This window comes from Brachybacterium sp. AOP25-B2-12 (assembly GCF_052378625.1).
Taxonomy (GTDB): Bacteria; Actinomycetota; Actinomycetes; order Actinomycetales; family Dermabacteraceae; genus Brachybacterium.
Window position 1 is genome coordinate 23406 of the sequence record NZ_JBQSXW010000020.1, and the last position, 13736, is coordinate 37141.

At 74.5% G+C, this 13736-nt stretch carries 13 protein-coding genes; 3 read left to right on the plus strand and 10 right to left on the minus strand.

The genetic code is table 11. The annotated features are described in order from the left end of the window. Positions 1-37 precede the first annotated feature (37 nt). The 6 genes from ACT3TZ_RS12960 to ACT3TZ_RS12985 form a co-directional block, all read right to left on the minus strand. On the minus strand, positions 38-1147 hold the full coding sequence (locus tag ACT3TZ_RS12960) for a DUF1684 domain-containing protein (protein WP_444583844.1): 1110 nt from the start codon (positions 1145-1147) through the stop codon (positions 38-40). 129 nt (positions 1148-1276) lie between these two features. Continuing rightward, a complete protein-coding gene (locus ACT3TZ_RS12965; protein WP_444583845.1) occupies positions 1277-2680 on the minus strand; it encodes an NtaA/DmoA family FMN-dependent monooxygenase in 1404 nt (467 codons plus the stop codon). Next, entirely contained in the window at positions 2677-3891 is a 1215-nt protein-coding gene (locus ACT3TZ_RS12970) for an LLM class flavin-dependent oxidoreductase (RefSeq protein ID WP_444583846.1), read from the minus strand. The genes ACT3TZ_RS12965 and ACT3TZ_RS12970 overlap by 4 nt, the downstream gene beginning before the upstream one ends. A 298-nt stretch (positions 3892-4189) precedes the next feature. Beyond that, positions 4190-5128, minus strand: a complete 939-nt coding sequence (locus tag ACT3TZ_RS12975) for an ATP-grasp domain-containing protein (RefSeq protein ID WP_444583847.1) — start codon at positions 5126-5128, stop codon at positions 4190-4192. A gap of 311 nt (positions 5129-5439) precedes the next feature. Further along, positions 5440-6327: a VOC family protein gene (locus tag ACT3TZ_RS12980; protein ID WP_444583848.1), complete on the minus strand. Its 888-nt coding sequence runs from the start codon at positions 6325-6327 to the stop codon at positions 5440-5442. Between the two features lie 26 nt (positions 6328-6353). Further along, positions 6354-6977 carry an NADPH-dependent F420 reductase gene (locus ACT3TZ_RS12985; RefSeq protein WP_444583849.1) on the minus strand — a complete coding sequence of 208 codons (624 nt, stop codon included), beginning with the start codon at positions 6975-6977 and terminating at the stop codon, positions 6354-6356. A gap of 95 nt (positions 6978-7072) precedes the next feature. Between ACT3TZ_RS12985 and ACT3TZ_RS12990 the strand changes: the two genes are divergently transcribed. Next, positions 7073-7648 carry a MarR family winged helix-turn-helix transcriptional regulator gene (locus ACT3TZ_RS12990; protein WP_444583850.1) on the plus strand — a complete coding sequence of 192 codons (576 nt, stop codon included), beginning with the start codon at positions 7073-7075 and terminating at the stop codon, positions 7646-7648. 83 nt (positions 7649-7731) lie between these two features. Further along, complete coding sequence (locus tag ACT3TZ_RS12995) at positions 7732-8922, plus strand: LLM class flavin-dependent oxidoreductase (protein WP_444583851.1); 1191 nt, start codon at positions 7732-7734, stop codon at positions 8920-8922. A gap of 16 nt (positions 8923-8938) precedes the next feature. Here the strand turns inward: ACT3TZ_RS12995 and ACT3TZ_RS13000 are convergent, their stop codons facing one another. The 4 genes from ACT3TZ_RS13000 to ACT3TZ_RS13015 form a co-directional block, all read right to left on the minus strand. Beyond that, a complete protein-coding gene (locus tag ACT3TZ_RS13000; protein WP_444583852.1) occupies positions 8939-9910 on the minus strand; it encodes a sugar kinase in 972 nt (323 codons plus the stop codon). Then, a complete protein-coding gene (locus tag ACT3TZ_RS13005; protein ID WP_444583853.1) occupies positions 9907-10755 on the minus strand; it encodes a bifunctional 4-hydroxy-2-oxoglutarate aldolase/2-dehydro-3-deoxy-phosphogluconate aldolase in 849 nt (282 codons plus the stop codon). Before ACT3TZ_RS13005 ends, ACT3TZ_RS13000 begins: the two co-directional genes overlap by 4 nt. Before the next feature lie 10 nt (positions 10756-10765). Continuing rightward, on the minus strand, positions 10766-12043 hold the full coding sequence (locus ACT3TZ_RS13010) for an alanine racemase (protein ID WP_444583854.1): 1278 nt from the start codon (positions 12041-12043) through the stop codon (positions 10766-10768). Positions 12044-12326: 283 nt separating this feature from the next. Further along, complete coding sequence (locus ACT3TZ_RS13015; RefSeq protein ID WP_444583855.1) at positions 12327-12731, minus strand: RidA family protein; 405 nt, start codon at positions 12729-12731, stop codon at positions 12327-12329. Positions 12732-12903: 172 nt separating this feature from the next. Between ACT3TZ_RS13015 and ACT3TZ_RS13020 the strand changes: the two genes are divergently transcribed. Then, entirely contained in the window at positions 12904-13665 is a 762-nt protein-coding gene (locus tag ACT3TZ_RS13020) for a helix-turn-helix transcriptional regulator (RefSeq protein WP_444583856.1), read from the plus strand. Positions 13666-13736: the final 71 nt, after the last annotated feature.

Below are 13736 nucleotides of genomic sequence, written 5' to 3' on the forward strand. Positions count from 1 at the left end.
GTCCCCGCTCCCGGGATCGGCGCTTCGCCCGGCGCGCTCACTCCGCGGCGCCCTCCCACGGCGAGGACTCCGCGCGGCGTGGGGGCAGCTTCTCCCCGGCCTCGACCGGCACCGGCAGGCGGTTGCCCGCCGGGGGCAGCGGGCAGGTCGCGAAGTCGATGTAGGCGCACGGGAGGTTCACGGCACGGTTGAGGTCGCGGACGGTGCGGCCCTCCCCGTCCGGCGCCGGGACCGCCACGCTCCGAGACGCCGCGTAGGTGGTGACACCGCTGGTCAGGTCGCGGAAGAGCACGCTCAGGCCTCCTTCGAGGTCGCGCGCGAAGGCGGTCAGGGACCACGGCACGGGGCCGTCCGCCGAGGGCAGCTCGACCTCGAGAGTGCCGGGGGAGGGGAACTCGTGGTCCAGACCCTCGATGACCGACCCCACGGGAACCGCCACGGGCTCCGGGTGCCGCACGAATCGCGCGGGAAGCACCCAGCGCGGGTCCGCGGGGTAGGCGGGGGTGCCCGTGTACTCGGCCAGGTACACGCTGTCGGATCGCCGCGGACGCAGGATCACGCCGTCGCCCCGGACGGCGACCTCGCAGAACCCGAACGCCGGGGCATCGTCCTCCGCGGGACCTGCCGAGGGCCGCGTCCCCGGCCCGGAGCCCTCCGACGCCTCCGCGGTGACGGGTCGCGCCGACTCGCCACCGGCCCCGGAGCTGCTCGCCCCGTCGGCGACCGCCGGGCGGGCCGACTCGCCATCGGCCCCGGATCGGGCTGGCCCGTCGACGAACCCCAGCCGTGCCGAGCCGTCCACGAGCAGCGAGCCGAGCTCCCGGGAACCGGTGAGCACGTCCTCGCCATGGGTGAGACGCTCGCCGTCGGCGAGCTCGACGACGGGGCCGTCGGGCCCCAGATGCCAGCGGCCGGGTGCGCCGGGCACGGTGATCGGCTCGGCCCCCAGCCAGTAGAGGCCGACGATGGCGAGGAAGCCCAGCGGGTCGGTGCGGCGCAGCTCGTGGTCGCGGTGCCACAGTTCCCAGGCCTCGGCGAAGGCGGGGTCGACGGCCAGGGCCTCCCGGGGTGCGGGGGCGGCGGGCGCGTCGGGGGTGTCGGCCCGGGCGGTGAGGGTCGCTCCCGCGCGGGTCGTGGTGTCGGTCATGGTGGATCTCCTGTCGGTGAGGTGACCTGCGGTGCAGAGTCGAGGGCGAGGGCGAGGCCTCGGGGGACGCGGCCGCGGTGTCCGGTCGACATCCCCGCTGCACGGCGGCGCGACGAGGACCGCGACGCCTCAGCGGGCGCCGCTCAGCGCCCCGTCGTCGATGCCGGCCGCGTCACGGCGCGGGCCGCGCGGCGGCACGGGCAGCCCGAGGTTGTCGCGCAGCGTCGTCCCCTCGTACTCGCGGCGCAGCGAGCCGCGCTCCTGGAGCAGCGGCACCACCTGATCCACGAACTCGTCGAGGCCGCCGGGCGTCACGTGGCCGCCGAGCACCACGCCGTCGGCCCCGTCGCCCTGGACGAACTCGTCGAGCTGGTCGGCGACCTGCTCGGGGGTGCCCACCAGCTGGGAGCGGTCGAACACCTCGGCGGCCAGCTGCCGCAGCGACCAGCCCTCCTCGGCGGCACGGGCGCGCCACGCGGTGATCGCCTCGACCCGATCCTGCAGGTGGAAGGCGCGCCCCTGGATGAATGGCGGCCCCTCGAGATCGGGCTCGAGGTCGGGGACGGGCCCGTCGACGTCGTACGCCGAGAGGTCGCGGTTCCACACCTGCTCGAAGCGGGTCCGCACGGTCTTCTCGGTGAGCGTCTGGTCCAGCAGGTCCTGGGCCCGCTGCTTCGCCTCGGCCTCGGCGCCGCCCAGGACGTAGCCGATGCTCGGCACGATCTTGAGGTCCTTCGGGTCGCGGCCGAAGCCGGCGGCCCGCCGCTTCACGTCGGCGTAGAACTCCTGAGCCTCGGCGAGCCGGCTGTACGGCGAGAAGATGAGGTCGGAGTTCTTCGCGGCGAAGTCCCGTCCCTGCGGGGAGACGCCCGCCTGGACGATGACGGGTCGGCCCTGCGGGCTGCGCGGGACCGTGAAGCGCCCGGCGATGTCGAACTGCGTGCCCGTGTGGGAGAACGCGCCCGCGTCGGGATCGGTGAGGAAGGTGCCGCGGGTGGCATCGGCCGCGATCGCGTCCTCCGCCCAGGACTCCCAGAGCTCGCGGGCGACCTCCAGGAACTCCGCGGCCCGCTCGTAGCGCTCTGAGCGGTCCAGGAACCCGCCGCGCCGGAAGTTCCCGCCGGTGAAGGCGTCGAAGCTGGTCACGACGTTCCAGCCGGCGCGTCCCCCGGAGAGCTGGTCCAGGGAGGCGAGCTGCCGGGCGAGCTCGTAGGGCTCGTTGAACGTCGCGTTCAGGGTGCCGACGAGGCCGATGTGCTCGGTGACGCCCGCGAGAGCCGCGAGCACCGCGAGGGTCGCGGGGCGCCCGGCGACGTCGTGGTCGAACACCTGGCCGTCCCGCTCGCGCAGGGCCAGGCCCTCGGCCAGGAAGAAGTAGTCGAAGCGCCCGCGCTCGGCGGTCTCGGCGACCTGGCGGAACGAGGAGAAGGCGATCTGGCTGCCGGCGGCGGGATCCTCCCACTGGGTGTGCTCGTTGACCCCGCCGACGTAGGCGGCGAGGACGATCTGCTTGCGGGGACGGTCGGTGCTCATGAGGCCTCCTGCAGGTCGGCGGTGGGCGCGTAGCGGCTGGGGACGGTGGCGGGCAGCCCGAGGTGCTCGCGGAGGGTCGTGCCCTCGTAGCCGTCGGGGACGAGCCCGCGGCGGCGCAGCTCGGGGACCAGTTCGCGGGAGATCCGCGGCAGGTCGTCGGTCGCGACGCCGGGGCGCAGGCGCACGCCGTCGTAGCCGAGCTGCCCGAGGGCCTCGATCTCCTCGGCCAGCGCCGTGGCCGACCCGGTGGCGACCCGGGTGTCCGAGGTCAGGGGGTCGACCGCGTCCAGGCGGGCGAGGCGGTCGGCCCCGGTCTCCTGCGGTCCGTCGAGCAGCACCACGAGGTCCGCGATGATGCGCAGCGGCTCCCCGTCGCGCTCGACGAACCGCTCCTGCTCGTGCACGGCGGTGAGGATCCGGACGGCGTCCGCGGTGTCCTCGGGGGTCACGAACACGACGTCGGCCGATCGCGCGGCGAAGCGGTAGGGGACCACGTCGTGCGCGAGCGCCGCGACGACGGGGGCGCCCTGCGGGGAGCGCGGCACGATCGAGGGGCCGCGCACGCTGAACCAGCGGGATTCGGCGTCGATGCGGTGGACCTTGCCCCGGTCCAGGAAGCGGTCGGTGGTGACGTCGCGGATCTCCGCGTCGTCCTCCCACGAGTCCCACAGCTGGCGGGCGACGTCCACGGCGGCCGCGGCCTCGTCGAACAGCTCCGCGACGGCGGCCGGGGCGGCCGGGTCGTCGATCCCGGTGAGGTCGGGGATGTCGCGGCGGCCGAACAGGCGGGCCTCGCCGGGGGCGGCGGAGATGCGGGCCTGCCAGCCGGCGCGGCCGTCGGTGATGTGGTCCAGCGTCGCGATGAGGGTGGCGACGTGGAAGGGCTCGGTGTGCGTGGTGGTCGCCACCGGCAGCAGGCCGATGGAGCGGGTGGCCGGGGCGATCCGCGAGGCCACGAGCACGGCGTCGAGGCGGCCGCGGACCTCGTCGGTGCGGTGATCGGGGGTGAACGGCGTCGCGGACTGCAGGGACAGCGAGTCATCGACGGACAGGAAGTCCAGGCCGCCGCGCTCGGCCTCCCGGGCGAGCTCCTCCCAGTAGGGGCCGCTGAACAGCTCGTGGGGCAGGGACGTCGGCTCACGCCAGGCGGCCGGGTGCCAGCCGGCGCCGTCGAGGGCAACACCGAGGCGGATCCTTCGTGGTGACGACATGGTGCTCACTCCTAGCGGGGTGGGCCGGGCGGATGCCGCGGCCGATGCCTGTGGGTCGGAGCACCACTGTCGACCACGGGCACCGGGCTTGTCGCGGGTCCTGCCACGGGCGCTCACCGCGGTCCACAGCGCGTCATGCGGCGTTCACATGGGGTGACGGAGGAGGCCGATGAGGGCCGTGGGCGGGGGGCTGCCGGTCTGCTGCGTTCCGGGGGCGGTGGGCACGGGTGACGGGACGTCCTGGCTCAGCTGGGCCGTATACGGGCCTACCTGAGCCAGGACGTCCCGTCCCGTGCCGTCACGACTCGGTGACCTGGTCGAGCAGCCCGCCCAGGTAGCGGGCGATCTCCCGGATCGCGGGCACCGGGGCCTGGGCCTCCACATCGGCGTTGTAGTTGGTGTTGGTGTTGATGTCGTAGGTGACGGTGCGGCCGTCGACGGTGTGCAGGAACTCGATGCCGGCGATCTCGATGTCGAGGGAGGCCAGCAGGTCCTGGAAGCGCTGGATCAGCGGGTCCTCGGCGGTGAAGGACTCGTCGCGCACGAAGGGCGGCACGGCGGGGTCGTCGTCGCCGGGGACCGCGCAGGCGTCGGCCGGGCACAGCTGGAAGGCGCCGCGGGAGGTGTCCACGCGCACCGCGTAGACGAAGCGGCCACCCACGAACTCGGCGCGCGTGATGAAGGGTTCCGGGGTGACCAGCAGCTCCTGGAGCAGGGTGATCCCGTCGGCCGAGGGCTCGAACTCCGGCCCCTCGACGTACGCCGCGAACTCCTCCTGGGTGTCGAAGCGGCGCACCCCCAGCCCCTTGCCGCCCTGATCGTGCTTGGTGATGAAGGGCGGCGCGAAGGTGCGCGCGGAGGCCAGGAGGTCCTCGGTGCCGATCACGGCCACGGTGCGCGGCACGTCGAAGCCGCGGCGGCGCAGGGCGGCGTGCTGGATCACCTTGGAGACCTCGAGGTCGGCGACTCGGGAGCCGTTGACGACCCGGCGGTCCCAGGACTCGAGCCAGGAGAGGGTCGCCCGGGCGGCGTCCTTGGCCAGCTCCGCGCCGCGGGTGTGGGAGGACGCGCTGAGGCGGGACCAGAAGACGCCCTGCGGCGGCTCGCCGTCGAGGTCGAGCACGCCGTGGTCCAGCGGCCACTGCACGAGGGGCACGCCCTCGGCCTCGAAGGCGCGGACGAACACCTCGATCCACTCGGGGTTGTCGTGGAGGACGTGCACGGCGGGTCGGGTCATCGGTCCCTCCTCAGGACGTGGGCGGGCGGCACGGCGGGCACGCGGGCGTGCAGCGCTCGCGACGCGCGGGAACCTCGGCGCGACGTCGGTGGCCCGAGGTGGGGTCCGCGGCGTGCGCGCGCGGGTCCTCGATCGTAGTGACGAGGTGCCCACGACGACGTCCCGAGGCAACCTGACGTCACAGTCGAGGGTTCTCGACGGTGACATCCCGGCTCGCACCTTTCTTCCGGACCCGATCCGATGCGGCGCGATCAGGCCGAGCCGAACCGCGCGACGCCACCGCGAGGTGCGCACCCGGGCCGGCCCGAGGATCAGCCGTCCACCTCGGGCGTCACCGCGAGCTGCGTCCCCCACGGGTCGAGGAACCGCAGCACCCGGCCGTCGTCCTGCATCGCGACGCCCGCGGAGCGGAGCCGGTCCGCGAGCGCCTCGACGTCGTCCCGACGCGGGAAACGGAACCGGACGTCGCCCAGACCCAGGCTCGCGGCGCGGGGGCCGGCACCCGCGCTCTGCCACGTGTTCAGGCCGATGTGGTGGTGGTAGCCGCCGGCGGAGACGAACAGGGCGCTGCCCAGGTCCGCGGTGACGTCCAGCCCGAGCACGTCCACGTAGAACCTCCGGGCCGTCGGGATGTCCCCGACCTGCAGGTGCAGGTGGCCGATGGCGGCGGGCTCGCCGACGACCGGGAGCTCGGGGTCGTACCACCGGCCCAGGAACGCCTGCGGGTCCAGCGCCTGCGACCCCATGACGACGCGGTCCACGGGCGTCCACACCCAGGCGTCCCGGGGACGGTCCCGGTAGAGCTCGAGGCCGTTGCCCTCGGGGTCGTGGAAGTAGAAGGCCTCGCTCACCAGGTGGTCGGCGCTGCCCTCGTAGAGCGCCGGCGCCCGCTGCGCCATCGAGGCGAGGACGGTGGCCAGGTGCGCCTCGTCCGGGAAGACGATGGCCGAGTGATAGAGCCCCGCCCCGCGCGGATCCCGGGACGGCAGCTCCGGGACCTGGCGCAGGGTCATGATCGCCGTGTCCCCACGCCCCAGGGTGGCAGTGGGCCCCACCTGGTCGAGGACGTCGAGGGTGACGGCCTGCTGGTAGAACGCGGTCATGGTGTCGAGGTCGCGGACCAGCAACTCGACGGCATCCATGCGGGTCGCGTCGGGCGCGGCCCCGGAGGTCGCTGCGATCGCCGCGGTCGAGGTCATGGGGAACTCCTTCGTCGAGGTGGTGGTCAGCCCAGCAGCGTGAAGCCGCCGGTCCACGGGGTGGCGCCCGCGGAGGCCAGGGAGATCTGCAGGAACGCCACGGCCTCGAGCTCGCGCGAGCGCTTCAGGGCGCCGGCGTCGACACCGCGCAGGCCCGCCGAGCGCACGAGGGCCAGCACCTGCTCCTTGGCGTCGGCGTCGTCGCCCGCGGCGAGGACCGTGGTGGTGACGGGGCCCGCCTGGCCGCTGGCGAGCGTCGCGCCGAAGTTGGCGTTGAACGCCTTGACCACGCGGGCCGAGGGGTGGGCTCCCTGGATCTGCTGGGCGGCGGAGGAGTCCGAGGGGACCACGAGGCTGTCGAAGGTCGCGAAGTCGATGGGGTTGGTCGCGTCGATCAGGATCTTGCCGTCGAGCGCGCCCGCGTACGTGCCGAGGATCTCCTCGACGGCGGGGTAGGGGACGGCAAGGACGATGATCTCGCCGGTCAGCGGGTCGCCGATGCGCCCGGAGGCGGCGCCGAGTCCCTGCGCCACGGTGGCGGACTTCTCGGGGTCGCGGGCGAGCACCTGCAGCGTGGCTCCGGCCCTGTGGGCGACGGCGGCGACGGCTCCGGCGAGGTTCCCTGCTCCGATGATGGTGATGGTCGACATGGTCGATGCTCCTCGAATAGTTGATTCTTCAACGGATACGAGGACAGGTCTACCACGCTTTGGTTGATGCGACAAGTATCCGTACGATGGCCGACATGACGTTCCGAGCCCCTCGCATGACCCAGCGCGAGTCCGCGGCATGGCTCGGCATCATCGGCGTGAGCGGCCTGCTCCCGGCGGCGCTGGACACCCAGCTGCAGCGGGACGCGCAGATGACGCACTTCGAGTTCATGGTGCTCTCGAACCTCAAGCTCGGCCCGGGGGAGGGGATGCGGATGACCGCACTCGCCGAGGCGACGTACGCGACGCTGCCGCGCCTGTCCCACGTGTGCGCGCGGCTGGACCGGCGAGGGGACCTGACCCGCAGGCCCTGCGCCGAGGACAGGCGGGCGACCGTCGTCGCGCTCACACCCGAGGGGCGCCGTCGTCTCATCCACGCCATGCCGGGGCACATCGCGACCGCCCGGCGGCTCGTGATCGATGCGCTGACGCCCGCACAGCTCGACGCGCTCGCCGAGATCAGCGCCGTGCTCCTGGACCGGCTCGGTGCGCCCGGCGGGCTGGAGCCGGTGCCCGCGAGCGCCACGACGTCGGAGCCCGCGCGCGGGAGGGCGAGGACGGGTTCGCGGGCCGGGGAGGACGAAGCCGTCCCCCAGGATGACCGCGCATGACGCCGGACCGGCGGCATGGCCCCGCCGTGCCCTAGCGTCGGGCCGCGAGCCGTCCCGCCCACCCTGGATCCCCGGAGGCCCCCGTGTCCGCAGCCCCCGTGCCCCTGTCCGTCCTGGACCTGTCCGCCTTCGGCTCCGGGAGCACCCCGGCCGACGGGCTCCGGGAGAGCCTCGAGCTCGCGCGGGAGGCCGAGCGCCTGGGCTACGTGCGCTTCTGGCTGGCCGAGCACCACCTGAACCCCGGGGTCGCCGGCGCCGCGCCGCACGTCCTGGCCGCCGCCGTCGCCGCCGCGACCGCGCGGATCCGGGTGGGCACAGCCGTGACGGTGCTCGGCAACACCACGCCTCTGCGGGTCGCCGAGGAGATCGGGCTGCTCTCGGCCCTGCACCCCGGGCGGATCGACCTGGGGATCGGCCGGTCCGGGTCCCGGACGCCGTCGAGCGCCGACCCCGGGGAGGCCGTCGGGCCCGGTGCCGGACGGGATCCCGCCTCGCACGGCGCATCCCGGCCCACGCCACCCGCGCGTCCCGCCGTCGCCGATCGTGAGGTCGCGGGTCTGCTGCTGCCTGCGCCCCCGCCGCCGCGCACGACGGGCGGCGCACACCGCGCGGTCCACGAGAAGCTGCTCTCCCGCACCCGCACCGGGACCGACACGTTCACCGAGGACGTCCACGACATCCTCGCGCTGCTGGACGGGACCTACCGCGACCCCGACGGCGCGATCGTGCAGGCCTCGCCCGCCACGGGCTCGGACGCCGAGGTCTGGATCCACGGCAGCTCCGCAGGTCCCAGTGCGCGGCGGGCCGGGGAGCTGGGGCTGCCCTTCGGCGCGAACTACCACGTCGTGCCGTCCTTCGTCACCGATGCGATCGCCGCCTACCGCGAGGCCTTCCGCCCCGGACGGATCGCCGCGCCCCACGTCATCGTCTCGGCCGACGTGCTCGTGGCCGACACCGACGCGCGGGCCCGGGAGCTCGCGGCCGGATACGGGCAGTGGGTGCACAGCATCCGCGCCGGTCGCGGGGCGATCCCGTACCCGACGCCGGCCGAGGCCCTCGCCGCACCGCTGCGGCCCGATGAGGAGGCCGTCGTCCGCGACCGTCTCGTGACCCGCTTCGTCGGGTCGCCGGAGACCGTCTCGGCCCGGCTCGACACGCTCGTGGCCGCCACGGGGGCCGATGAGCTGCTCGTGACCACGCTGGCCCACGACCCGGCGGATCGTCGGCGGTCGCTCGCGCTGCTGGTCGAGAGCCGGGGGATCCTGCCCGGCTGAGGCGGTCCCGCTCGGCTCAGCGGCGGACGGGGTCTCCCGCGGCGCCGAGCACCCCGTCGAGGTCGGCGAGGAAGGGTGCGCCCTCCCAGTCCCCGGGGGACATGCAGGCCACGGCCCCGCAGATCGCCCCGCGGCGCAGGCGCTCGAGGGGATCCAGGCCCTCGACGGCCGCGGACAGGTAGCCGGCCACGAACGCGTCGCCGGCGCCCACGGTGTCGACCACCGACACCGGGTGGGCGGCGACCGCGAGGGTCGTGCCGTCCAGGGTGCTGGCGGCACCGCGCTCGCCGTCCTTGAGCACCACCTCGGGGCCCGCGGGCAGGGCCGCCACGGCCTCCTCGGAGGTCGCGGCATCGGTGCCCAGCAGCAGCCCCAGCTCCTCGGGGCCGCCGAAGATCAGGTCCGCGCGCTCGGCGATCTCGCGGTAGGCGGTGCGGGCGTCCTCGGTGCCGATCAGCCGCGAGCGGTGGTTGACGTCGAAGCTCACGCGCACACCCTGGGCGCGGGCCCGGTCGATCGCCGCGTGGACGGTCGCGCGCGCGGACTCGGACAGCGCCGCCGTGATGCCGGTGACGTGGAGGATGCCGGCGCCGCTCAGCAGGTCGGGCGGGAGATCTGTGGGTGCCAGACGGGATCCGGCAGAGCCGGCGCGGTAGTAGTCCACGCTGGTCGTCACGCTCGTCGGACGGGACTTGAGCATGAGCCCGGTGGGGGCGCCGTCGTCGAGGATCGCGAGGGTCCGCACCCCCTCGGCGCGCAGCTCGCGGGTGACGCGTCGGCCCAGCTCGTCGGCGCCCACGCGGCCCAGCCAGGTGGTGGGCACGCCCAGGCGGCGCAGGCCGATCGCGACGTTGGACTCGGCGCCGGCGATGCCGATGGCGAGCTGGTCGAGGTGGGCCAGGGAGCCCACCTGGCCGGAGCGCAGCTGGGCCATCGTCTCGCCGAGCGTGACGACGCCGAGACGGTCCTCGGGAGTGGGGGTGGTCATCGGTGGCCGTCCTCGGGGTGGTCGTGAGCGGGGACGGCCGGGAGGCCCGAAGGGTTCGGGAGGTCCTGCGGCCGTGCGGGATCCGGGGTGGCCGGGAGGCCCGGGGCACGCCGGCAGAGGTCCACGAACGCGCGGGCGCGGTCGGTGAGCGCCCCCAGGTCGCCGCCGCGTGCGGCGTCGCCCAGCAGCGGCCCGCCCACGCTGACTGCCGCGGCACCGGCCGCGAGCCAGGCGCGTGCGCCGTCGAGATCGACGCCGCCCGAGGGGATCACCTCGATGTCCGGGAAGGGCCCGCGCAGGTCACGGACATAGTCGGGACCCACCTGGCCGGCGGGGAACACCTTGACGGCGGCCGCCCCGCCGGCCCATCCGGCGTGCAGCTCGGTGGGCGTCAGACCGCCCGGGACGATCGGCAGGCCCGTCTCACGTGCTGCGGCCAGCAGGTCCGCGCGGGTCACGGGCGTCACCGCGTACGCGGCGCCCGCGGCGGCGGCGCGATGGAGCTCCTCGGGGGTCGTGATCGTGCCCACCCCCAGGTCGAGGTCCGCGCCGAAGGTCGCCAGCAGCGCATCGAGGGTGCCGGGCGTGGTCAGCGTGAGCTCGACGCTCGTGACGCCGCCGGTCACCAGGGCCTCGAGCAGCGGGACGTACGCGGCGGGCGCGTCGGTCCGGATCACGACGATCAGCCGCGAGGTGGCGGTGCGCGCAGGCAGCTGCGGGCGCCCTCCGGTGGCGGTGCGCGCCGGCAGTCGCGGGCGCCCTCCGGTGGCGGCGTGCGAGGTGGCCGTGCGCCCGGTGGCGGACGGGCTGGGAGGGGAGGTCGGCGTCCCGGGAGGAGGGGTCATGGTCCGCGGCTCAGAAGTAGGTGCGCAGCAGGCCGATGATCGCCGGGTCCGCGGCGTCGGCGTCGTCGATCTCGGGGACCAGGCGCCACTTGTCGATCGCGGTGCACGGGTGCGAGAGCCCCAGGCGCACCACGTCGCCGATCGCCAGGGGGTCATCGGCCGAGATCCGCAGGAAGGTGTGCTGGTCGTTCATGGCGATCGCGGTGGCGCCCGGGAGGGGCCGGCTGGGCTCGCCGAACTCGGTCTGGGCGCGCTGGGGCTCGGGGAGCCCCTCGTCGAAGGGCACGTCGCGCTTGCCGGCGTCCACGAGGGCGAGCGTGGGCTCGGGCCGGGAGACCACCCGCACCCAGGCGTGCATGCCGGGGACGAACACGTCGGCGGAGTCCGGATCGGTGAACGGGGTGATGCCGCGGTAGAAGCCGTCGTCGTGCGTGATGTAGGAGCCGGAGCGGAGCACGACGGTGGTGTCCAGGCCCGGCGTCGCGTTCCCGGCGAGGTTCGCGAGGTGCTCGATGACGAGCTCGAAGTAGGCGCTGCCGCCCGCCGTGAGGATCACGTCCTCGGTGTCGAACAGCTGCTCGGCCGCGGCGCTGGTGAAGAGGGTGCGGAGCCGGTCGAGGTAGGCGTTGACCGTGGTCAGGGCGTCCTCGGAGCGGTCGTGGGCGAGGGCTCCCTCGTAGCCGCTGACGCCGCGCAGACGCAGGGAGGGGGTCGCGTGAGCGGCGCGTGCCACCTCGAGCGCGCGCTCGACTGTGCGGGCGCCGGTGCGGGCGCCGGGAGAGCCGAGCTCGACGAGCACGTCCAGCGGCGGCCCGGCCGGGTCCAGCAGCCGCGCGAGGCGCTCGACGGTCGCGGTGTCGTCGACCCACGAGAGCACCTCGGTGCCGGCGGCGGTCATCTCCTGGGCCAGCGCGATCCCGTGCGGGTCCACGAGGGCGTTGGCGAGCTGGATGCGGGGGACGCCGAACTCGCGGGCCACGCCGAGCTGGGCGGGGTTGGCGACCGTGATGCCCCAGCCGCCCGCGTCGAGCTGGCGCTGCCAGAGCTCGGGGATCATCGTCGTCTTGCCGTGGGGGGCGAGCACCACGCCGTGACGCGCGCAGTACGCGGCCAGGACCGCGATGTTCGCGTCGATCGCGGGGCCGCCGAGCCCGAGGATCGGCGTGGTCAGGTCGCTGAGATGCGGGGAGGTCGCGAGGAACTCGGGGACGGTCTGCGTGCTCGTGGAGGCCGGCAGCGCCTTGGCGCACGGGCCGATGGGGAGCGTGGACAGGATGTCGAGGTCCATGGAGAGCCTTCCTGGTGGCCGCGGCGGCGCGATGGATGGTGCGGTGGTGCGATGGTGCCGAGGGCGTGGCTGATGGTGCGGGGGATGTGGCTGGTGGGGCTGAGGGTCGGGCCGGTGGAGCTGATTGTGCCGTGGGTCGGGCGGAGGCCGCGACCGCCCGGGTCCGGAGCGCGCGCGAGGTCGCGGACCGGACCCGGGCGACGGGGTCGATCAGGGTGCTGCGGGGTCGGGCGCGATCGATCGGGCGGCCGCGCCGATCACGGCCGGGCAAGATCCGGTCGGATCAGACCGAGGGCGCGTCGGCGTCGGGCAGGGCGAGGATCGCATCGACCTCGATGTCGAAGCCTGCCATCGGCAGGGGCAGCGTGGTGCGGGTGGGGCCGTTCTCGCCGAAGTACTCGCCGAAGACCTCGTTGAGCTCGTGGAAGTACTTCCAGTCGCTGATGTAGACCGTCGTGCGGACGGCGTCGGCCAGGCTGGAGCCCGCGGCCTCGGCGAGGGCGGCGAGGTTGTCCAGGGCCAGCTCGGCCTGGGCGCGGAAGCTCGTGGTGACCAGCTCGCGGTCCGGGCCCGGGCGGTGCGGCGTGCAGCCGGAGAGGAACACGAAGCCGTGGGAGATGATCGCGGGGGAGTAGGGCCCGCCGACGGTGTGCGCCTTGTCGGTGGTGATGACCTGCTTGTGGGACATGGGTGCTCCTCGTGGGTGCGGACGGGACGACGCGGCGCGCGGGCGCGGAGGGCCCGGGTGCCGATACCCGTGAACTTACGGGGTGTTGGACTCTGTGTCCAGTCATCCGGACGCATTGTCCGGAGAGTGGTCCGGGCGTGCTCCGGGGCGGGCCGATCGCTAGATTGACGGGATGTCGATCGCCGAGGACACACCGCGCCCGGACGCCGCCCCCGCGGGCGTCGCGGCGGCAACGGATCCCGCCCCGGGCGCGGCCGCCGCGACCTTCGAGACCATCGCCGAGGTCGTGGCGACCTTCACGCCCGTGGCCCATGCGATCGCCGCGGCGGTCGGACCGCGCTGCGAGGTGGTGGTGCACGACCTCTCCGCCGAGCAGGTCGACCTCGAGCACACCGTCGTCGCGATCGAGAACGGCCATGTGAGCGGCCGGGGGATCGGCGGCCCCTCCACGAGTCTGGGCTTCGACGTGCTGGCCCGCGACACTGAGGACCACGACGCCTTCGGCTACCGCGGCAGCACCCGGGACGGCCGCGAGCTGCGCTCCTCCTCGGTCTACCTGCGCAACCGGGCCGGGCGGATCATCGCGGCGCTGTGCATCAACGTCGACGTGAGCGCCCTGCGCACCATTCAGGCCCTCGTCGGCTCGATCGAGCCGAGCGCCCCCGCCCCCGTGGTCGGCACGTCCGGCGGGGAGCAGGAGGTCGTGGGGGCCGACATCGGCGACGTCGTGGACGACATGATCACCCGCGGGATCGCCGAGACCGGCAAGCAGGCGGCCGCGCTCACTCGCGAGGAGCGGGTGCGGGTGCTCGGCCTGCTCGACGAGAAGGGAGCCACTTCGGTGGGCCAGGCGATGCCGCGGATCGCGGCGCGGCTGGGTGTCTCGCGGAGCACGGCGTACCAGTACCTCGAGGAGTCGCGGCGAGGGGTCTGAGCGGACGGTCGACGTCCCGGCCCGGAGACGCCGTGAACCCCTGTGCACCGACGTTCTCCCCGCGGTGTGAT